Below are 19,067 nucleotides of genomic sequence, written 5' to 3' on the forward strand. Positions count from 1 at the left end.
CCCAATCTTGATCGTTAAACATACTAATAACCTACTCATCACTTGCTAATTACCTCTGCGACCTAAACTTCTAAAGAAATAAATCACTGCCAACCTCAAAAATATAATAAACCCCATATAGTACACTTGCTGCTGAAGAGATCCTTATAAGATTTGAGTGTATTTTCTTTTGAGCTTGAGAAGTGATTAAAAAGGGCAACCCAAGAACAGTAGTAAAGAGAAGCATTCCAATAATTGTTCCTGCTCCAAAAATGAGGATAAAAAGAAAAGCTTGCAACTCTGTTTGAGCCTGTGCAGTTGTTAATAGAACTAAAGCTGCACTGCCAGCCAGACCATGAATCCCTCCAATGATAAAAGACTTCTTGTGATAATGCTTTGTGTTCGGCCTTTGCTGTTTTTTGTCCTTAAAGCCAGTAAAGCCAAGATATATAAGCATTATGCCCACTGCCAATTCAAGAGAAAGAGCAAGAGGGCCAGGGATATGCTGATTAAGTGCTATAACCGTTACCCCAAATAACAGGAGCATTAACGTGTGGCCAAGCCCCCAGAAAACACCTGAGAGCGAAGAGCGAACCAAGCGCTTTGTCTGGCTTGCAATTGTTGAAACCGCGATAATGTGATCGGGCTCTGTTGAATGTTTTATTCCTAATGTGAAACCCAGCAATAAAATAGAAAGTAATCCGCTCTCAAGCATCTAAATTCCCCCAGCGGCAAAATTCCGTTTTTCCCTCTCCAATACAGTTAAGTTCATTCATTATATAGCTGTTCCTTCCAGCAATTTATTCATACTTCCGCTTTTATACCCAGCCAGGTCCATAGCTGTATATTTAAATCCAATCAATTTTAATTGCTCAGAGATTTCTTTATGATACTTTAAGAGTTCATTCATATCTGACGGATCAACTTCGATTCTTGCAATTTCATTGTGAACTCTGACACGGACCTGCTTGATTCCAAATCCCTTAATAAACTGCTCGGCCTCATCAACTTTCCTCAACTTCTCAATTGTGATTTTTTCACCATATGCTATTCTGGAGGATAAACATGCTAGTGAGGGTTTGTCCCATGTATCAAGTCCCAGCTCTTTGGAACGGATCCTGATATCGTCTTTCGTAATATCAGCCTCGGCAAGAGGGCCTCTTACATTTTTTTCAATAGCAGCCTTCACACCAGGCCGATGTTCTCCTAAATCATCTTTAATGAGACCAAAGGTCAAGTTATGATAACCTTTTTCAATCATAATTGGATACAAATTTTCAAACAGTCCCTTTTTACAGTAATAACATCTGTTTGAATCATTTTCCGAATATCCGGGAATGGAGAGTTCTGACATCTTAATAATTTGATGCGGGGCATCAATGGCATTGGCGATTCGAATAGTTTCTTCCAGCTCGGAAGGAGGAAAAGATTCCGAGTCAGCTGTAATAGCAAGCACATTTTCTTTTCCTAATGTATCTAAAGCCACCTTTAATAAGTAGGTACTATCTACCCCTCCTGAAAATGCAATAATAATCCGTTCCATCTCTGAAAGTATTTCCTTCAGCTTTTGTTCTTTGACTAAACTGTTATGTATATTCATTTGGACACTTCCCCTCCTGTTATTGTTCTCCGATCACAAACCTGACAACATTTGGGTGGGATTTGAAATCCTTTGACCCTGCGCCATATCCTATTTTCTGAACTTTCATGGAAGGCATGTTCCCGAACTCATTAGCCAGGGTACGGACAATGGCAGCACCAGTAGGTGTCGTCAATTCACTTTGAATGTCAGTTTTCCGCAATGGAATATCTTTTAGAATTTCCAATGTTGCCGGGGCTGGCACAGGATAAAGGCCATGAGCAATTTTGATATATCCATTTCCTGCAGCAACCGGAGTGCAGACTACCTTTTCAATGTTTAATGTATTGTAAGCAATTGCGGTACCTATAATATCAATCATCGAGTCTACACCTCCAACTTCGTGGAAATGCACCTTTTCGAGAGTGCTGTCATGTATTTTTGCCTCTGCTGACCCTATCGTTTCAAACATTTTTAAGGCCGTTTCTTTTTCTGCCTCTTCAAGGTCAGATTCTTCAATTGCTTTTTTTATGTGTGTATAGTGGCGGTGTGAGTGTTTTTCTTCTTCTGTATGAATGACTAATTCCGTACTGGAGATTCCCTTCTTTACAACCTTTTTTGTCCCTAGCGAAAACTCTTCCTTAATTACAGATTTAAGCTTTCTTTCTACAATTGATAAATCAACGCCCAATTCTGTGAAGGCTGCCAGAGACATATCTCCAGCAATGCCGGAAATACCGCAATCTATAAATAATATGTTCATTACATTTACCCCGCTTTGTTTTTTATGTTTAGACTCTTAGCATCAAAGAAGCTGAATAGCCTGCACCAAATCCATTGTCTATATTCACCACCGTTACGCCGGAAGCGCATGTGTTAAGCATGCTTAACAAAGATGTAATGCCATTTAAGTGTGCACCATATCCTATGCTGGTCGGAACCGCTATAACAGGAGTGGATACCAATCCCCCGACTACACTGGGAAGTGCACCTTCCATTCCCGCTACAACAATCAACACATCACACTTTTTAATCTCGTCAATTTGCACAAATAAACGATGAATCCCCGCTACTCCAATATCATAAAAACTTGCGTAATGGTGTCCCATAGCTTCAATCGTCACTTCTGCCTCCCGGGCCACAGGAATGTCAGAAGTCCCTGCACAGATAACCCCAATTTTCTTCTCCGTCTTCAGTTCATAATCCTCAGGCTTATACAAAAGTGTTCTGCCGGATGAATCATATACAGCTCCATCCACCTGCCTGCATACTTCTTCTGCAGATTTTGGGTCAACCCTTGTAGCTAAAACGGTATTCCCCTTATAAACCAAATGCTTAAATATATGTAAAATTTGTTCTGTGGTTTTACCTGCCCCAAAGATAACCTCAGGAAATCCTTGTCTGAATTCACGCTCATCGTCCACTTTGGCAAATCCGTAATCTGTAAAGCCCTTCAATTGTTCCTCAGCTTCCTCAATTGAAAGATGGCCATTTTTTAATTGTGCTAAAATATGTGTAGTATAAGATTGCATTCATTTCTTCCTTTCTTTTCTTCATCTAAAATTTATACCAGCTTAAGGAGGCTCGTAAAAAATGCAGCATGGCCAAGAGCATACTGATCATGACATGATCAAAATTGAAGTAAATCTGGACGACATTCCTGGAGAATGGCTGGGACATGTTATGGACTTATTGTTTCAATCCGGGGCCAATGATGTCTTTTATATACCGATTTACATGAAGAAAAATCGGCCGGGTACCATGCTCCAGGTTTTGTGTGAAAATAAGAAAAAATCCGAGATGATGAATATCATTTTTAGAGAAACCACCACATTGGGCGTGCGATACTACCCACTTTCTGTAAATCGTCTTGGCCGAAAATTTCGAAAGGTTGAAACACCATGGGGGACCGTCTCTGTTAAAGAGGGGCTGATGCAAGGTGAAATTGTTCAGCAAGCCCCGGAATTCAGTGATTGCAAAGCTATATCTGAGCAATACGGAATACCATTAAAATTGGTTTTTCAAGAGGTTTGGAAGCAGCTGAAATAAATCCAAATCAACTAATCCAACAATCTGGCAAAAGGACCTCCACCTATCCAAATGGCAGGTCCTTTTGACTTGAATTAGCTTCCGAAACTGCCAATGATTTATAAATTTATTAATTCAGAAAATTCCTTTGCCTTTTCAGTCAGTTTCAAATAATCCTCATCCGAATTTAGATTTTTTGCATTTACTAACGAACTGCCTACTCCTGCGGCAACTGCCCCCGCTTTTAAATATTCACGGATATTTTGAACATCAATACCCCCGGTTGGCATCAGCGGAATATGCGGAAGCGGGCCCTGCAGGCTTTTGAAATAAGAGACACCCATGACATCGGCTGGGAACACCTTAATAAGATCTCCGCCATTTTCATAGGCTGTCAGGATTTCAGTTGGGGTGAGAGCACCAGGGATACTGAGTACACCGTAACGTTTTGCCAGTTTAATGGTTTCCGCATGAACGATTGGCGAAAAGATAAACTCCGCTCCAGACATAATGACTGCACGCGCTGTTTCAGGATCCAGCACGGTCCCTGCCCCTACGATTGCCTGGTTTCCAAACTCTTCTCTTACTTTTTCTATTAACGAGCAAACCTTTGGTGTTTCAACTGTTATCTCAAATGTGCTGACACCGCCGGCCAGCAGCGCATGAGCAATGGGCAAAATCTGATCCTGGTTTGCACCGCGAATAACAGCAACAATCTTGCTCTTCTTTAACTCTTCTAACTTGCTCACTGATTTTCCTCCTTTTTATCTCGTAACATCTTCCAGATTGCCATTCATAAAGGACACAAGATCAGATCGAGTTGGCAAGCCTTCTGCATCGCCATTCACCATTGTTACCATTGCTCCCATAGCGTTGCCCTGCAGTACTGCTTCTTCAAGCATTTTTCCGTCCAGCAGTCCTGAAAGAACACCTGCAGCAAATGCATCACCCGCCCCAACCGGGTCAATTACCCGCTCAACCATAAAGCCTGGAATTATCTTCACCAAACCGGATGGAGATGAAATCAGCGATCCTTCTTTTCCCAATTTCATAATGACTGTTTCAATCCCAAGATCATGAAAGTTCTCCACATATTCCTCAGGTGATAATGCGCCGAACAGAAACTCTGCTTCGGAAATGCCAGGAAGGACTATATCACTTTCAGAGGCATATTTTTTCAAAAAATGGCGTGCTTCTGCTTCATCACGCCAAATTTTCAAACGGAGGTTTGGATCAAAAACGATTTTCGTTCCATTTCCTTTTGCTATCCGGATTGCTTTTTCAAGCATTTCCCTGCATGAGGGGCTGAGTCCTGGCGTAATGCCTGTAAGATGAAGGTACTCAGCATCTAAAATGGACTCATCCAAAAGCCAGTCGGCATTCATTCTGCTGGCCGCAGAATCTTTTCTATAATAATAGACACGCGTGTCATTCATGCGCCTGAACTCTTTAAAAAATACGCCTGTCGGCGCATTTTGATCGCGCGTCACATAGGAAACATCCACTCCTTCGCCGCGGATGAATGACAGCATTGCATCACCAAATTCATCCTCCCCAAGACGGCTGATCCATCTCGAACGATGTCCGAGACGGCTCAATCCGATGGCGACATTGGACTCTGCCCCGCCAAATTTCATAGAAAAAGAATGGGCATGGCGAAGCATGCCCTCCTCATTCGGTGTAAAAAGAGCCATCGTTTCCCCGATTGTTACTACATCCATGTCTATCAGCCCTCTTTCTTCTGTGAATCACCTTTTACGGAATTGGATAGTGTTCCAATGTTTTCAATGGTAATACTCATTTTGTCACCGTCTTTCAGCCACACCTTTGGATCCCGGCCCATTCCAACTCCTGGAGGCGTTCCTGTTGCAATTAAGTCACCCGGTCTTAGCGTCATAGACTGCGATAAAAAGGAAATAATCTGCGGTATGGTGAATATCAGGTTGCTTGTATTGGAATCTTGCATAATTTCCCCGTTGAGTTCGAGTGAGATTGATAGACTATGCGGATTCCCTGCTTCATCCTTTGTCACGATCACTGGTCCTGTTGGCGCAAAGGTGTCGGCTGTTTTGCCCCGGGACCACTGTCCGTCCTTAAATTGCAGATCGCGCGCGCTAATATCATTCATGATCGTGTAGCCAAAAACATAATCGTTTGCCTCTTCTTCCGTTACCCGCTTAGCTTCCTTTCCAATGACAACAGCAAGCTCTGCCTCAAAATCAACTTCACTTGAATTGATAGGAATCTCCACCGCGTCATGATGGCCGACGATGGCATTCGCATATTTTGAAAAGATCACCGGTGAAGCAGGCGGCTCCATTCCGGTTTCTCTGCAATGATCAATGTAATTCAAGCCAACACAAATGATTTTTTCCGGAGCCTGCATCGGCGGAAGGATTTTCACATCGGATATTGGAAAAACAGCCTCCTCATTGGTACCCTGGCTAATAAGCTTTTCAGCAAGCGGCAGCAGTTCTTCACTTCTTTCTATAAAGGTTTTCAGGCAGGAAGGAAATTGATTTCCGGCAAGTATTGTTAAGCTGATGGCTTTATCTCCCTGGACAACACCAATATGCTGTTGAGAATTAATCGTGAAAGCAGCAAGTTTCATATTCGGCACTATCCTTTCTTACGTAAGGGCATAAGGTGTTTTTTCACCTTTTAAAACCTGTACGATATTTTTCGCGGCCTTTTGTCTTAGCTCCACCATGGCTTCCTCTGAATACCAGGCGCTGTGCGGAGTAATAATGACATTATCCATATGAAGAAGCGGGCTATCGATGCTAATTGGCTCTTCTTCGGCTACATCGAGAGCGGCACCTGCTATAATGCCATTTTCAAGCGCTTCTATCAGGGCCTTTTCATCAATGATCGGACCTCGTGCAGTGTTAATGATGACAGCATTTTTCTTCATTTGGCTAAATCGGTCTGCATTTAATAAATGGAAGGTATCCTTAATTAACGGAACATGTACCGACAAATAGTCGGCTTCCCTTATGATTTCATCCAGCTCCATTTTCTGCACTCCGGCAGATGCCATATCCTCTGCGGAAACAAAGGGATCATATGCAGCCAATTTAAAACCAAGAGGCTTTACCTTTTCAATAAACCTTCGTGGAATGCGCCCGAATCCAAGAACCCCTACTGTTTGGCTGTTAAAACGGTGAATAGGGACACAGGCTTTGAAATCCCAGTTTCCTTTTTTCACTTCATTATTTAATAGAGTCACTTTACGGGCCCATGATAAAAGAAGAGCCAGTGCATGGTTTGATACCTCTTCCATCCCATAATCAGGGACGTTAGCAACGGTAATGCCCTTTTCATTGGCTGCATCTAAATCAATCGTGTTCACACCAACACCATAGCGGGAAATCACCTTGGCATTCTCAAGGGATTCTATTACACGTCTGGAGATTGGCGCGTATTGATTTAAAATGGCGTCTGCATATTTGGCCTGCTCGGCCACCTCATCTTCCGTTTTGCACTGCGCTTTGACGAATTCAATATCAAGACCGCTTTCTTTAAATACGTCTTCCTCATATTTGAGATTTTCAAATTCATAGTCTGTTAAAAGTACTTTAAATGCCATTCTTTTCACCCCTGGAATAATAGTAAGAAATCCCTGGAACGGATTGGAACCGTTCAGGGATTGAAAATTATTTAGCTAGCGTTTTTTCAGCCTTCGGAACCCCAAGCCCTTCTGCACCAAGCTTTGAAGTAACAGCTTCCGGATAGTAGCGTTCAATCATTTGAATACCAATAGAAGCACGTCGTACACGCTCTTTTACGAGTGAGATATTCGTGCTTTCCCATTGCTTTCCGGAAGGATACACATCCGGGTGATTGCGAAGGCCAAATTTAATATAAACTGGAGCGAGCACCCGAATGATTTCCGGGATTTCGTAGTAGCGCAGGAAACCGCCGAAATTATCCGGAACCTCCACGTACAAATCAATCGGAATATCAATGGCCTGGCGGATGGCAGCAAGCTTTGCGAGCGGTAAGGCGGAAGGTACATTATACGTATCTGCTCCGATATCCTGCATCAGTTTTACTGAAACAGGGTTTGCCGAGCCCATTTGCACAGATACCTTTACTACGAAGTCTTCTGGGAGCTGGCCCTTTTTCTTCATTTCTTTTGTTAATAGAAGAAGTCCTTCATCAGCTACAAGTGCGCCTCTCAAGCCCAGTTCAGCACCGCGCTTTAAATCCTCCATGGCATAAACAAGCTGATCCGCTCCCTCGTGGCGAAGCGCCTGTGATTTGCCCCCCGATGTAAACGGAGCAGCACTGATATCCCATGTACCTCGCGGACCAACGAATAAGCTCAGCTCCATTCCGCGCTCTGCAGTCAGCTCGCACATTTCTTTGATTTCCTCATCTGTTTGAAGCATAATTCCGCTTCCCTGTGAGACACGGTGAATCGTCAAGCCAAGGCGATCGATTTCTTCAAGCGTGGCTTTTAACGCTTCAGGCCCTTCAACGCTTGGAATCTCAACCCGGTATTGTGCACCGTCGGGGAATCTTTTTGCCGATGTCGGCAATTCTTGAAAATCGCTGGATGGGTAGCCTAATTGTTCAAGCAATTCGCGGGATTCTTTCATAATTGGACGCCTTCTTTCGTTTCAATAGTTTTTAATAAACTTCGAACATTTTCACGTAAATCGGCAGGGTATACATCAAACGGAACACGATGCCCTGCTGCTGTTTCAAACCATCGCTGATGAACAGCTTCTTTCATCGTTGTAAAAAAGGTCGGGCAATACGTATAAACATCCATTAGCCTGGAGATTTGCTGGTGGTTAGTCCGGGCTTCGGCTAAATCCCCTCTTTGATAAGATTCATATAAATCCACTGAGACCTCTGGAGCAAATACAGCACTGCCATTGATGCTGCCAGCGGCGCCAATCATCAGGGCCGGGAGCATATGCTCGTCAAAGGCTGAGAAAACAAGGAAATCAGGACGGACCTTTTTCACTTCTGTAATTATCTGCCGAATATGGCCAAAATCACCGACAGTTTCTTTAATGCCAGAAATGTTCGGATAGTCTTTGGCCAATTTGACGATTAGCTCAACCGGCAAATTTTGGCCGGTTAATTGCGGGATATTGTAAATAAACACAGGGAGCTCTGTATGATTGGCAACTGTTGAATAAAAGCGATAAAGCTGATCATCTGAAAGCTTCCAATAGTAAGGGCTGACAACAAGCACACCATCTGCTCCCTGTTCCTCTGCATAAGAAGTCAGTTCAAGGACTTCCTTAAGAGCTGTATGGCCCACACCAACCATAACTTTTACGCGCCCATGGATATGTTTAATCATTTCCCTGACATAAAGCTTCCGCTCTTCGATGGAAAGAGAAGAAAACTCACCTGAGCTGCCCATCAGCAATATCCCATGAATATTCTGAGAAATCAGCTTATCAAGATACCTTCTATTCAGCTCCAAATCCAAATTTCCCGCTTCATCAAATAAAGTGACAACCGGGGGAATAATTCCATGAAAGCTCATTCGATTTCCTCCTCATTTACCATTCGGCAATGCTGCCATCTTCATGGCGCCAAATAGGATTTTTCCAATCATGTCCGGCTTCCGCTGCCTGCTTTACTTTTTCCTCGTTAATCTCTATACCTAGTCCAGGCTGATCCGGAATGTTTACATAGCCATCTTTATAGGCGAATACTTCAGGATTATTAATATAATCGAGAATGTCCATTCCCTGGTTATAGTGAATGCCCAGGCTTTGTTCCTGGATGATGAAATTTGGAGTAGAAGCATCCAGATGAACCGAAGATGCCAGTGTCATTGGTCCAAGAGGACAATGCGGTGCAATCGACACATCATACGCCTCAGCCATTGCGGCAATTTTCTTTCCTTCCAGAATACCGCCTGTGTGCGAAAGGTCAGGCTGGATAATATCTACATATCCGTCCTGCAGAAGCTGCTTGAATCCCCAGCGTGTATACATCCTTTCACCGGTGGCAATTGGACAGGTTGTATGCAGGGCAATCTCACGCAGAGCCTCATTATTTTCCGGAAGCACCGGTTCTTCAATGAACATTGGGCGATATGGCTCCAGCTCTTTCACTAATGTTTTGGCCATGGTTTTATGAACGCGGCCATGAAAATCAACCCCTATGCCGAAGTCCTTGCCGAGTGCCTCACGAATGGAAGCCACACGCTCAATAACCGCTTCCACTTTTGAAAAGCTGTCTATGTAGTTCATTTCTTCAGAGGCATTCATCTTAATCGCTTGAAAGCCCTGTTCCTGCTTTACTTTTGCTTCCGCAGCAACTTCAGCCGGCCGGTCCCCTCCGATCCAGGAATACACTTTAATCTTCTGGCGCGCTTTGCCCCCGAGCATTTCATAGACTGGTATATTGTAATACTTGCCTTTAATATCCCAGAGCGCCTGCTCGATCCCGGAGATCGCACTCATCAAAATTGGGCCGCCACGGTAAAAACCGCCACGGTACAATGTTTGCCATATATCTTCAATGTCATTAGGATTGCGGCCAATGATATAATCTGACAGTTCATTGACAGCTGCCTTCACGGTTTCAGCGCGCCCTTCAACAACAGGCTCTCCCCAGCCGGAGATGCCTTCATCTGTTTCAATCTTTAAAAACAGCCAGCGCGGCGGAACTTTATATAATGAAAGTTTCGTAATTTTCATATGGGCACCTCGCAACTTTTTTATAAAAAGGAGATTTCTATTTTGGAAATCTCCTTTTTAGGTTTGAATGGTTTTCCTCAATTAGCCGGTTTAAGAGCCCTTTATGAAAACTGTTTTAATGGCTGTATAGAATTCTTTTGCAGCTTCACCTTGTTCACGTGAGCCTGTACTTGAAGCCTTCATTCCGCCAAATGGCGCCTGAAGTTCTACACCGGCGCTTTCCGCATTGATCCGGACGAGACCCGCTTCAATTTCATCGATGAATTCCAGGATCGAGCTGATATCGGAAGTAAAGATCGATGCACTCAATCCATATTTTGTATTGTTTGCCACTTCGATTGCTTCTTCCAGGTCAACGGCTCTAATAAGAGCAATCACTGGCCCGAAAATCTCTTCCTGTGCAATCGTCATGTCTGGTGTCACTTCTTCAAAAATCGCCGGTTTTACGAAGAAGCCTTTATCATATTCTCCGCCTGTAAGTACTTCGCCGCCATGAACCAGTCTGGCTCCTTCATTTTTACCGATTTCAACGTACTTATTGAATGTGTTGAATTGGCTTTCGCTTGCACAAGGCCCCATCCAGATGCCTTCTTCAAGGCCGTTTCCGACTGTGATTTTTTCAGAAGCTTCGATAAGCTTTTGCTTGAATTCGTTATAAACATCGGCTTCTACGATAACGCGGCTTGAAGCCGTACATTTTTGTCCAGATGAGCGGAATCCGCCGCTGATGACCGCTTCAACAGCCTGGTCAAGGTTGGCATTTTTCGCAACAATAACAGGGTTCTTTCCGCCCATTTCAAGCTGGAATTTGATTCCGCGCGCAGCAGCTGCTTTCGCTACGCTTTGTCCGACACTTTCTGACCCTGTAAAAGTAATGGCATTCAATTTAGGATGATCGATCAATCCCTGGCCAATCTCAGAGCCTGAACCCGTTACAAAATTTAAGACACCTTCAGGGAAGCCGGCCTCTGCAAAGCACTCGACCACCTTAGCAGCAGTGACAGCCGCTTCGCTCGCAGGCTTGAATACAACTGTATTTCCGTACACAAGGGCAGGCGCGATTTTCCAGATTGGAATCGCAACCGGGAAATTCCAGGGAGTGATAACACCTACAACCCCAAGGGGAGCACGCTTTGTGAACATAAGGGCATCTTTATCAGTTGATGGAATCACGTCCCCCTCTTTGCGCATTCCTTCTCCTGCATAATAACGGAGGATGGCGATACCTCGGGCTGTTTCTCCTTTTGCTTCAGGAAGGGTCTTTCCCATTTCCCTTGTCATGCTTTCCGCAATTTCATCCAGCCTAGATTCCAGGATGTTTGCTGTCTGGAACAATAGCTGTCCTCTTGCCGCCTGGCCAAGCTTGCGCCATGCTTTCTTCGCATTGAATGCCGCTTCTACAGCCTGGTTCAGCTCTTCTTCAGTAGATTTTTGAACGTAGCCGACTGCTTCCTTTGTAGCAGGGTTAATGCTTTCAATAACATTACCGGATGCGGATTCTTTCCATTCGTTATTAATGAAGTTGCTGTATGTTTTTGTTTCGATTGTCGTTTTCATGCTATAATCTCTCCTTTTTAATAGGCTTTTTTAGCTCCTATAAACTTGCCTGTTGATATCTGCTTCATGGGCTCTGCCAACTATTGGCGGTCTGACGTTCGGCGCATTTGGGTCTGCGGGTCTTTGGATGCTGAAATAACCCTGCAAATATGAACCAAATTTGAGTTTCTGCAGAATACCGTTGGCCGGTAAATCCGGTGGTTTGGCCGGTATTTTTCTAATTTCGGCCGGTAAATGCCCTGGTTTGGCCGGTATTTTTCTAAAAATGGCCGGTAAATGTTACCCTGCCCGCTAATTCGAGTTAGAAAATCTTGTAATTTCGTTCATTTAGCCGATTTTTTCTAATTTCAGCCGGTAACTGCAGAACCTCTTATTAAAATGTTGGACCAATACGCCAAATTCCGAAGTCATGCTGCTTCAATATTTCCGCTTTTGTCAATTTGCCATTTGCGACAGCCTGGATTTCCTTCATGATCCGTCCGCCGACTTCTCCGACTGTTTCTTTGCCGTCAACGATGGTTCCGGCATCAAGATCCATGTTTTCGTTCATGCGTTCGAACATTGGTGTGTTTGTCGAGATTTTAATAACAGGGGCAATCGGCGATCCGGTTGGTGTTCCGCGCCCGCTGGTGAAAAGAACGATTTGTGCTCCGCCTGCAACCATACCCGTTAGCTGTTCAATATCATGGCCCGGGGTATCCATCCAGACCAGCCCTTTTTTGGTTGGCCTTTCTGCATAGTCAATCACTTCTTCCAAACGTGTCGAGCCTGACTTTGTTGCAGCTCCAAGCGACTTTTCTTCAAGAGAGCTCAATCCGCCCTCAATGTTGCCCGGGCTTGGATTGCCGGTACGGATATCAACACCCATCTGGATGGAGCGGTTTTCCATCATTTTAATGACGGCATACGCTTTTTTTGCGACCGAATCATTAGCTGCACGGTTGGCCAGCAAATGCTCTGCACCGATTAATTCAGTTGTTTCAGCTAAAATGGCGGTGCCGCCCTGTTCAACCAGCATGTCGCTTGTACGCCCGACAGCCGGGTTTGCCGAAAGGCCGGAGCATGCATCAGAGCCCCCACATTCTGTACCGACAATCAATTCGCTGAAATCACATAGCTCACGCTGCACCATAGATGCATCCTGAACCATTTTCACCGCAATTTTAGCCACCTCGGCAATGGTTTGAAGTGTGCCGCCATGTTCCTGTATCGATACGGTCTCGACCGGCTTGCCGCATTTGGCAATTTCGTCGCCGATACGGTGTGCCTGATGGGTTTCACAGCCTAAGCCGAGAACAATCACACCGTAAACATTTGGGTTCATTCCCATTCCGGCATATGTTCTGGCCGTCTGGTCATAATCGGTTCCAACCTGTGCACAGCCATGCTGGTGTATGAATGTAACCGTTCCGCTTACAAGCTCCGTCACCCGCTGTGCCGTTTGCGTTGCACAAGTAATCGTAGGCAGGATCAGCACATGGTTTCTTACTCCAACACGGCCATCAGGACGGCGGTAACCCCAAAACTGAAGTTTTTCATTGAACAATCTTGTCACCCCTTCCTCTTTTGCCTTCAAGGTTATGAACATGCACATGTTCTCCGGCATCGATCGGGGCGACTGCCGCCCCGATTACCTCACCATATTTAATAATGTCGTCTCCCTGGGGAATGGCCCGGACTGCAAATTTATGGCCAAAGCGGATAGGCTCAAGAATTCTGACTGTTTTTTCGATGCCCTCTGTTTTAACAATCACTTCCGCTCCCGCAGGTATATCGGAAAGAGCTACAGCTACACTATCCTTTTCATTTAAAAAAAGTGTCTTGTACTCACTCATTTCCTCACCCCTTAGCGGCTTGCCCCACTTTTTCACTTTGGACAACCGGGTTATTCAGGATGCCAATGCCAGGGATTTCAATTTCAATCCGGTCATTTTCCGCTAAAGTAAATTCGTTTGGCGGCACAACGCAGGTTCCTGTAAGAAGGACCGTTCCGTCAAAGATTTGGTTATCCAGCACCAGGTATTGGACCAGCTCATCCAGAGTGCGCTTCAGCTGGCTGACTTGGGCATCTCCATAAAATACAAGCTCTTCATCCCGGTAGATGCGGCAAATAATCTGAAATTCATAAGGATCTGAAACAGTCTCGGCCAATACAATGGCCGGCCCTATGGAGCAGGAATTCTTCCAAACCTTTGCCTGCGGCAGATACAGAGGATTTTCCCCTTCTATATCCCGGCAGCTCATATCATTTCCAGCCGTATAGCCAAGCACCTTGCCATCTTTATCAATGACAAGCCCCAGCTCAGGCTCCGGGATTTGCCAGTTGGAATCGGATCGAAGATATACAGGATCATTGGGACCTACCGTTCTTGCAGATGTTGACTTGAAAAAGATTTCCGGACGCACAGCATCATAGACTTTGTCATAGAAGGTCTCTCTGTCAAGCTTTCCTTGTGTCGCTTCATAGTTTCGCGCTTCCCTGCTTTTTTTATAGGTTACGCCTGAAGCCCAAACTTCCGGAGCATCAATTGGAGTGGTTAACTGAAGATTTTCCAGCGGCAGTTTTTCTGATTTATCGGCAATTTGTTTTACAATATCAAACGCTGTTTTGTTATCTTCGCGTGCTTTAGCAATCAGTGACATAAAATCGCTGAATGGAAGGTCGGCTGCTTCATTCGCATTCGTTACAGCTGCCAGTTGTTTTTCATTTCCTTTTAGATAGCGGATAATTCTCATGTTAACTCCTCCTGAATGACTATTTGCCATTTTTTTAAATTTTTAATTAATTTTGCATGCATTAGAGCTATGCCTTCAGCATTAAGCCAACCATTGGGAACCCTTCTCAGCAGGCTCCCGGCCGGCAAGGAATGATAATCTTTTACTCACCTAAATTTTTTGGTACTCATACCCGAGGTCCTGCGATATGCTGGTGCTGCACTCTTTCAGGAGTCCCACGTGGTGTTCACGGACTTCATCCGTTACTTTAGCAGCAGGCATGGACATGCTTATCCCTGCTATTACCTCACCGGAATAGTCTTTAATCGGAACAGCATAACAGACAATGCCCGGTTCGTTTTCTTCATTATCCACTGAATAGCCAGCCGTGCGGACATGAGCGATCTCCGAGAGTAGTTCTTCTTTCGATGAGATTGATTTTGGTGTTTGTCTTGTGTACTGATAGTTTTCAAGAAACTGATCCAGTTCGGCATCTGTTTTCGTCGAAATGAGCGATTTGCCTACCGCACTTGTATGAACGGGAACCCGGCGTCCGATGCGGGAGTATAGAACCGTAACTCCGCTTCCTTCAACCTTATCGATATAAACACCTTCCTGTCCATCGAGAATGACCAGGTGGACCGTTAAGTTCGTCATGGCGGATAGCCTTTCAAGATGCTTTCTGGCAACTTTCCGCAAATCAAGATTACTCAGGACCATATTGCCCCTTTCGAAAAGCTTAAGCCCCAGACGATACTTTCCATTTTCCTCATTTTGGGAGATGTATCTCTGTTCCTGCAAAGTCTTCAGCAGAGAATGAACCGTGCTTTTATGCAGATTCATTCTTTTGCTGATTTCTGTAATGGATAATTCTCTTTCCCGCTCGTCAAATAAATCCATAATTTTTAATGCACGTTCCACTGATTGGATAATAGGCATTTCCGCTCACTCTCCTAGTTCTATTTAGCCTAATTTTACAGGAATTTTGACGAGCTTGCCTCTTTAATTTGCAACAGTGCCTGCTTCTTGAAGCAAAACATCTGTCTCATAATCCAGAACTGCATCCTCGGCTACGGCCAGCGGAACCACTCCGTTTGCAGCATCCGTATGGCCATACATGCGATTGCTTGCTGCAACCAGCTTCTGGCGTGCCTTCATTCGCTGCTTTCTCTCCTCCACAAGAGATTGGCGATCTGCTTTTAAGCTGTCAGTAAAGGCATGGACAACCTTCCCTGCGAAAAGCTGGGTTTTGTCTACAAAATCAATGCGCCGTCCCCGAAGCTGAAGATGTACAACATCACCTGTCTGAAGGAAGCCAATGCCGCCGCCCTCATATCCTTCCGGTGTCATATGTCCAATTGCAGCACCGTATGTAACGCCGGAATAGCGCCCGTCACTGATAATGGTTGCGACCTTTTTCATGACCCGGTTGGCATTAATATGCTGCATAGGTGTAAACATTTCCGGCATTCCAAATGCTACCGGACCCTGACCGGCAATGACAACTGAAATTTTCAATATGCCTTTTTCAGCCATCTCGTCAAATAGCTTTTCGTATGATTCTTCTTTTAAAAGTTCCCATTCCCCTCTGTTGTTATATTTCAGTGTTTCAAGCAGCAGGTTATGGTCAAATAGCTTATCCTTTTTAATATCGTTAAGCAGATTCGAGTCAAGCAGGCTTCTGTTTGCATCATCTTCATTCTCAAAATAAAGAACAAATGCCAGCTTATCATCGAATTGATCAAGCTGCGGTGTCGGCATTCCGCTGATTTTTACCACTGCGCTTTCAAAGAAATTGCCCTGCAGGACGTCCACTCCGCTAAATGCCCTGCGCGGTGCTTCAGCAGATAATATAACAGGATTTTCTTTTACATTTAATGCCTGGAGGCTTCTTGTGATGGCGAGACGCTCTCTCCAGGTTCGGGCTGCAACTGTTGGCGCATCCTGATCCATCGGTACACCATGTTCAAGCAATTCGTAAAACAGCGTTTCCATTCCCCTGCTCGTTCCGCTGCAGCACTGCATGGCGAGCGAGTAAATATCACGGCCTTCTGTCAGACTGTAGTCAAACAAATCCGGAATAGGATGCTCATGATGTATGTGGTCCAAATCCCATAGACTAAAATTGTATCCGCCATAGAGCATGCCCGCAACAATATGCATCATCAGGTTAGTAGAACCGCCGGATGCACTATGAATGCGGATCGCATTCTTGATATTGGCAGCCACAATATTGGAAACACCATACTTTTCTTCATTAATCATAGTGGCAAAGCTGTCAAGAACCGAATTGATCTGCCTTTGTGTCGGCGGATCTGTCAGAAGCTCCACCGCCGGATGAACAAGGCCCAGTCCAGCTACAAGATGCCTGGAGCTATTTCCAGTTCCATTAAAGGCACAAACCCCTCCCTGTCCATCACATGTCGCAACTGCCAGCCTCATTTCAAAATACTTATGCTGTTCCTTTGTTAAGATGCCCCGCTCATATGCACGCTCGAACACACCCTGGAACGCTGTATTTGATGAACATTGCAAAATATATGCCATTGTGTCACGCAAATCAGCCGCCACATCAGCCGCTCCATTCAATTCAGCTTTTTTCGCCAGCTCTTCAAGCTCTGCGATTACATCGTCCGGAATCGATCCGCCTTCGAGAACATGTGCAGGGGCAAATGTTGCAAAAAATGGAGCTTCTCCGCGGCTGCGTCTTACCCGATCAACATGTGCCAGCGCACTGACAACGCCCAGCGGCTGCTTATCACAGCCTTGAATGACGAATGCACCATGATAACTATGTGCTTCAAGCTGATTGACGACCATTTGGGCAACAGCGTTCCTGCTTTGAAGGGAATAGCTCATCCCCTGATTGCTTTGGGCAGTGCCATCACACATAACCGGGGTGGAAAAATAAAAGGGAACCCCGCCATTCTGCCAGATGCGGATGGCTGCACGTGCAGAGGTCTGATAGTCCATGATGTGAGCGGGATGGTCAGATGAACCTCCGATAATGGCAATTCGCGGAGCATTTACTTCAAGGCGGTTGTAAATTTCCTCGAGTGTCCAATCCGGCTTTCCTCCTTCATAGGAAGAACCAAGTGTCTGTTTTGCCCGGTCCAGCAGTCCAGCTACCGTAATCGGTTCATTTGCTTTTCCCTGCACATTGTCACGGTATGGATTTACAGGATTATCTATAAGCGGGTATAAATGTGTCATATGAACACTCCTTATCTATCAATCTGCAAGAATAGTTTTTTGCAGATAATCTTCTGATTAATCGAGCACCAATTCCTGGAGATCGGAAATAATTTCCAAATTGCTGTTTTGTTTCGCTTCCTCAATCAAACTCTCTGAGATCCAGATTTCTCCGATGTCTAATGTATTCTTGATTCGAACAGCTTTTACCTTGTTTAAGTCAAAGGCATTGCAGGTTTTAATCGCAGCCTTGACAGCAAGCTCCTTTGTTTCAAGCACCATTGGAAGCTTTATGACTTCGATGACGGTGCTGGTCAGAGCATTTGCATAGCCTTTTTCCCATATAATTCCATCTACGGCCGCTTTTGTAGTCATGTCTGCCATGCCGATGCCATTCGCATTTCCATGCGTTTTTTCGGTTAAGCCCAGCACCACGGTTCTTTTTATATCCGGTCCGCCGGTTGCATATGGCGTAGCGAAATTCCCTGTAATATTCGGGTCCATCCCGTCACCTGAAATATCTTTTCCAAGCTCGTCGACAATCAGGACATCAAACTCATCAAAGTGAATTTTGGGCATTAAAGATTTGGCCTCTTTCAGAAGTTCCGGCTCCACTGTCTCCAGGTCTTCTGACGGAACTGCAACAACCTTTGCAATCTTGTCATAAGCATTTTCGAGAGAGGCAAGGCCGAAAATGATTGGAGCTTCTGATAATGAAATTTTGGCCATTTCCGGCACATGCTCTGCCATATATTTAAAACTAAAGGCATGAGCGGCTTCCGCCCCTTTTTGTTTTCCGAGCCCGATGGTAATCATTTTCATAAGGCCGCTTTCAACCGGTCCGCGGAATGCTGTATGAGGTTTGATCCTGTTAATGACAACAATCTTGTCAGCTTCATAGGCGTTTCGGTCAATATAGACCGGAAGCCCATTTGGAAGCTCGCCAATCTTGACAACTTCCATGGAGGATTTAATCGGTGCCTCAACAGCACCTTCCGTTACACCCAATTGGTGAAGCACATCAATCTGGCCTTCCGAGGTAGCACCGCCATGGCTTCCCATTGCAGGTACGATAAACGGCTGCCCTCCGACACGTTTAATTTCTCTGACCGTTTCACGAACCAGAACAGGCAAATCTGCCAGTCCCCTGCTTCCAACCGCAATCGCCACGGAATCTCCTTGATTAATTCTTGCCAGCACATTGGTGTCATTCAGGGTTTTCCGTACCGCATCCGCCACATCTTCCAGCTGGGGTGCGTGGAAATTCTGTCTTACTTTTACCATTCTGGGAATAGGAATATCCTTTAAGATTTCTTTAATAATGTCCATTACCTTTTCTC

19 protein-coding genes are annotated in these 19,067 nt (G+C 44.9%); 1 reads left to right on the forward strand and 18 read right to left on the reverse strand.

Going from position 1 to position 19,067, the window contains the following annotated elements:
* Nucleotides 1–70 precede the first annotated feature (70 nt).
* The 4 genes from NAF01_RS22295 to larB are packed head-to-tail and all read right to left on the reverse strand — an operon-like array spanning nt 71 to nt 3,090.
* Nucleotides 71–694, reverse strand: a complete 624-nt coding sequence (locus NAF01_RS22295; protein WP_250801149.1) for a HoxN/HupN/NixA family nickel/cobalt transporter — start codon at nt 692–694, stop codon at nt 71–73.
* Nucleotides 695–754: 60 nt separating this feature from the next.
* Nucleotides 755–1,579, reverse strand: a complete 825-nt coding sequence (gene larE / locus NAF01_RS22300; protein WP_174750507.1) for an ATP-dependent sacrificial sulfur transferase LarE — start codon at nt 1,577–1,579, stop codon at nt 755–757.
* A 19-nt stretch (nt 1,580–1,598) separates the two neighbouring features.
* A complete protein-coding gene (locus NAF01_RS22305; RefSeq protein WP_048009819.1) occupies nt 1,599–2,321 on the reverse strand; it encodes a nickel pincer cofactor biosynthesis protein LarC in 723 nt (240 codons plus the stop codon).
* Nucleotides 2,322–2,349: 28 nt separating this feature from the next.
* On the reverse strand, nt 2,350–3,090 hold the full coding sequence (gene larB, locus NAF01_RS22310; RefSeq protein ID WP_250801150.1) for a nickel pincer cofactor biosynthesis protein LarB: 741 nt from the start codon (nt 3,088–3,090) through the stop codon (nt 2,350–2,352).
* Nucleotides 3,091–3,151: 61 nt separating this feature from the next.
* Here larB and larC point away from each other — a divergent pair, with 61 nt between their 5' ends.
* Entirely contained in the window at nt 3,152–3,607 is a 456-nt protein-coding gene (larC, locus tag NAF01_RS22315; RefSeq protein WP_048009821.1) for a nickel pincer cofactor biosynthesis protein LarC2, read from the forward strand.
* Nucleotides 3,608–3,705: 98 nt separating this feature from the next.
* On the opposite strand, the gene NAF01_RS22320 is transcribed toward larC, so the two are convergent.
* The 14 genes from NAF01_RS22320 to NAF01_RS22385 all read right to left on the reverse strand — a co-directional run bounded on the left by NAF01_RS22320 (nt 3,706) and on the right by NAF01_RS22385 (nt 19,056).
* A complete protein-coding gene (locus NAF01_RS22320) occupies nt 3,706–4,335 on the reverse strand; it encodes a bifunctional 4-hydroxy-2-oxoglutarate aldolase/2-dehydro-3-deoxy-phosphogluconate aldolase (protein WP_250801151.1) in 630 nt (209 codons plus the stop codon).
* 15 nt (nt 4,336–4,350) lie between these two features.
* The gene (locus tag NAF01_RS22325) at nt 4,351–5,307 is read right to left on the reverse strand and encodes a sugar kinase (RefSeq protein WP_197218279.1); all 957 of its coding nucleotides are present in this window, start codon (nt 5,305–5,307) and stop codon (nt 4,351–4,353) included.
* Between the two features lie 5 nt (nt 5,308–5,312).
* Entirely contained in the window at nt 5,313–6,197 is an 885-nt protein-coding gene (locus tag NAF01_RS22330) for a fumarylacetoacetate hydrolase family protein (protein WP_250801152.1), read from the reverse strand.
* Nucleotides 6,198–6,215: 18 nt separating this feature from the next.
* Nucleotides 6,216–7,175, reverse strand: coding sequence for a C-terminal binding protein (locus NAF01_RS22335; RefSeq protein WP_250801153.1), 960 nt, complete (start codon nt 7,173–7,175; stop codon nt 6,216–6,218).
* A gap of 67 nt (nt 7,176–7,242) precedes the next feature.
* Nucleotides 7,243–8,190: a U32 family peptidase gene (locus tag NAF01_RS22340; protein ID WP_071156370.1), complete on the reverse strand. Its 948-nt coding sequence runs from the start codon at nt 8,188–8,190 to the stop codon at nt 7,243–7,245.
* Nucleotides 8,187–9,098 carry a dihydrodipicolinate synthase family protein gene (locus tag NAF01_RS22345; RefSeq protein ID WP_250801154.1) on the reverse strand — a complete coding sequence of 304 codons (912 nt, stop codon included), beginning with the start codon at nt 9,096–9,098 and terminating at the stop codon, nt 8,187–8,189. The genes NAF01_RS22340 and NAF01_RS22345 overlap by 4 nt, the downstream gene beginning before the upstream one ends.
* Before the next feature lie 16 nt (nt 9,099–9,114).
* Nucleotides 9,115–10,263, reverse strand: coding sequence for a galactonate dehydratase (gene dgoD, locus NAF01_RS22350; RefSeq protein ID WP_197218271.1), 1,149 nt, complete (start codon nt 10,261–10,263; stop codon nt 9,115–9,117).
* A gap of 90 nt (nt 10,264–10,353) precedes the next feature.
* Nucleotides 10,354–11,820 (reverse strand): alpha-ketoglutaric semialdehyde dehydrogenase GucD, encoded by a 1,467-nt coding sequence (gene gucD / locus NAF01_RS22355; protein ID WP_197247114.1) that lies wholly within the window; start codon nt 11,818–11,820, stop codon nt 10,354–10,356.
* A gap of 373 nt (nt 11,821–12,193) precedes the next feature.
* Nucleotides 12,194–13,366 carry a UxaA family hydrolase gene (locus NAF01_RS22360; RefSeq protein WP_226618541.1) on the reverse strand — a complete coding sequence of 391 codons (1,173 nt, stop codon included), beginning with the start codon at nt 13,364–13,366 and terminating at the stop codon, nt 12,194–12,196.
* The gene (locus NAF01_RS22365; protein ID WP_048009831.1) at nt 13,356–13,655 is read right to left on the reverse strand and encodes a UxaA family hydrolase; all 300 of its coding nucleotides are present in this window, start codon (nt 13,653–13,655) and stop codon (nt 13,356–13,358) included. The genes NAF01_RS22360 and NAF01_RS22365 overlap by 11 nt, the downstream gene beginning before the upstream one ends.
* A 4-nt stretch (nt 13,656–13,659) precedes the next feature.
* On the reverse strand, nt 13,660–14,556 hold the full coding sequence (locus NAF01_RS22370) for a fumarylacetoacetate hydrolase family protein (protein ID WP_250801155.1): 897 nt from the start codon (nt 14,554–14,556) through the stop codon (nt 13,660–13,662).
* A gap of 150 nt (nt 14,557–14,706) precedes the next feature.
* Nucleotides 14,707–15,474: an IclR family transcriptional regulator gene (locus NAF01_RS22375; RefSeq protein WP_048009833.1), complete on the reverse strand. Its 768-nt coding sequence runs from the start codon at nt 15,472–15,474 to the stop codon at nt 14,707–14,709.
* 63 nt (nt 15,475–15,537) lie between these two features.
* Nucleotides 15,538–17,748 carry a dihydroxy-acid dehydratase domain-containing protein gene (locus NAF01_RS22380; RefSeq protein ID WP_250801156.1) on the reverse strand — a complete coding sequence of 737 codons (2,211 nt, stop codon included), beginning with the start codon at nt 17,746–17,748 and terminating at the stop codon, nt 15,538–15,540.
* A 57-nt stretch (nt 17,749–17,805) separates the two neighbouring features.
* Nucleotides 17,806–19,056: a nickel pincer cofactor-dependent isomerase, group 22 gene (locus tag NAF01_RS22385; protein WP_250801157.1), complete on the reverse strand. Its 1,251-nt coding sequence runs from the start codon at nt 19,054–19,056 to the stop codon at nt 17,806–17,808.
* Nucleotides 19,057–19,067: the final 11 nt, after the last annotated feature.

It is taken from the genome of Cytobacillus firmus (genome assembly GCF_023657595.1).
Classification (GTDB): domain Bacteria; phylum Bacillota; class Bacilli; order Bacillales; family Cytobacillaceae; genus Cytobacillus; species Cytobacillus firmus_B.

Bases quoted from the DNA above. Each gene is read 5' to 3' on its own strand.
- NAF01_RS22295 (WP_250801149.1), bottom strand. From the start codon at position 694: ATGCTTGAGAGCGGATTACTTTCTATTTTATTGCTGGGTTTCACATTA.
- larE (WP_174750507.1), bottom strand. From the start codon at position 1,579: ATGAATATACATAACAGTTTAGTCAAAGAACAAAAGCTGAAGGAAATA.
- NAF01_RS22305 (WP_048009819.1), bottom strand. From the start codon at position 2,321: ATGAACATATTATTTATAGATTGCGGTATTTCCGGCATTGCTGGAGAT.
- larB (WP_250801150.1), bottom strand. From the start codon at position 3,090: ATGCAATCTTATACTACACATATTTTAGCACAATTAAAAAATGGCCAT.
- larC (WP_048009821.1), top strand. From the start codon at position 3,152: ATGCAGCATGGCCAAGAGCATACTGATCATGACATGATCAAAATTGAA.
- NAF01_RS22325 (WP_197218279.1), bottom strand. From the start codon at position 5,307: ATGGATGTAGTAACAATCGGGGAAACGATGGCTCTTTTTACACCGAAT.
- NAF01_RS22330 (WP_250801152.1), bottom strand. From the start codon at position 6,197: ATGAAACTTGCTGCTTTCACGATTAATTCTCAACAGCATATTGGTGTT.
- NAF01_RS22335 (WP_250801153.1), bottom strand. From the start codon at position 7,175: ATGGCATTTAAAGTACTTTTAACAGACTATGAATTTGAAAATCTCAAA.
- NAF01_RS22340 (WP_071156370.1), bottom strand. From the start codon at position 8,190: ATGAAAGAATCCCGCGAATTGCTTGAACAATTAGGCTACCCATCCAGC.
- NAF01_RS22345 (WP_250801154.1), bottom strand. From the start codon at position 9,098: ATGAGCTTTCATGGAATTATTCCCCCGGTTGTCACTTTATTTGATGAA.
- dgoD (WP_197218271.1), bottom strand. From the start codon at position 10,263: ATGAAAATTACGAAACTTTCATTATATAAAGTTCCGCCGCGCTGGCTG.
- gucD (WP_197247114.1), bottom strand. From the start codon at position 11,820: ATGAAAACGACAATCGAAACAAAAACATACAGCAACTTCATTAATAAC.
- NAF01_RS22365 (WP_048009831.1), bottom strand. From the start codon at position 13,655: ATGAGTGAGTACAAGACACTTTTTTTAAATGAAAAGGATAGTGTAGCT.
- NAF01_RS22370 (WP_250801155.1), bottom strand. From the start codon at position 14,556: ATGAGAATTATCCGCTATCTAAAAGGAAATGAAAAACAACTGGCAGCT.
- NAF01_RS22375 (WP_048009833.1), bottom strand. From the start codon at position 15,474: ATGCCTATTATCCAATCAGTGGAACGTGCATTAAAAATTATGGATTTA.
- NAF01_RS22380 (WP_250801156.1), bottom strand. From the start codon at position 17,748: ATGACACATTTATACCCGCTTATAGATAATCCTGTAAATCCATACCGT.
- NAF01_RS22385 (WP_250801157.1), bottom strand. From the start codon at position 19,056: ATGGACATTATTAAAGAAATCTTAAAGGATATTCCTATTCCCAGAATG.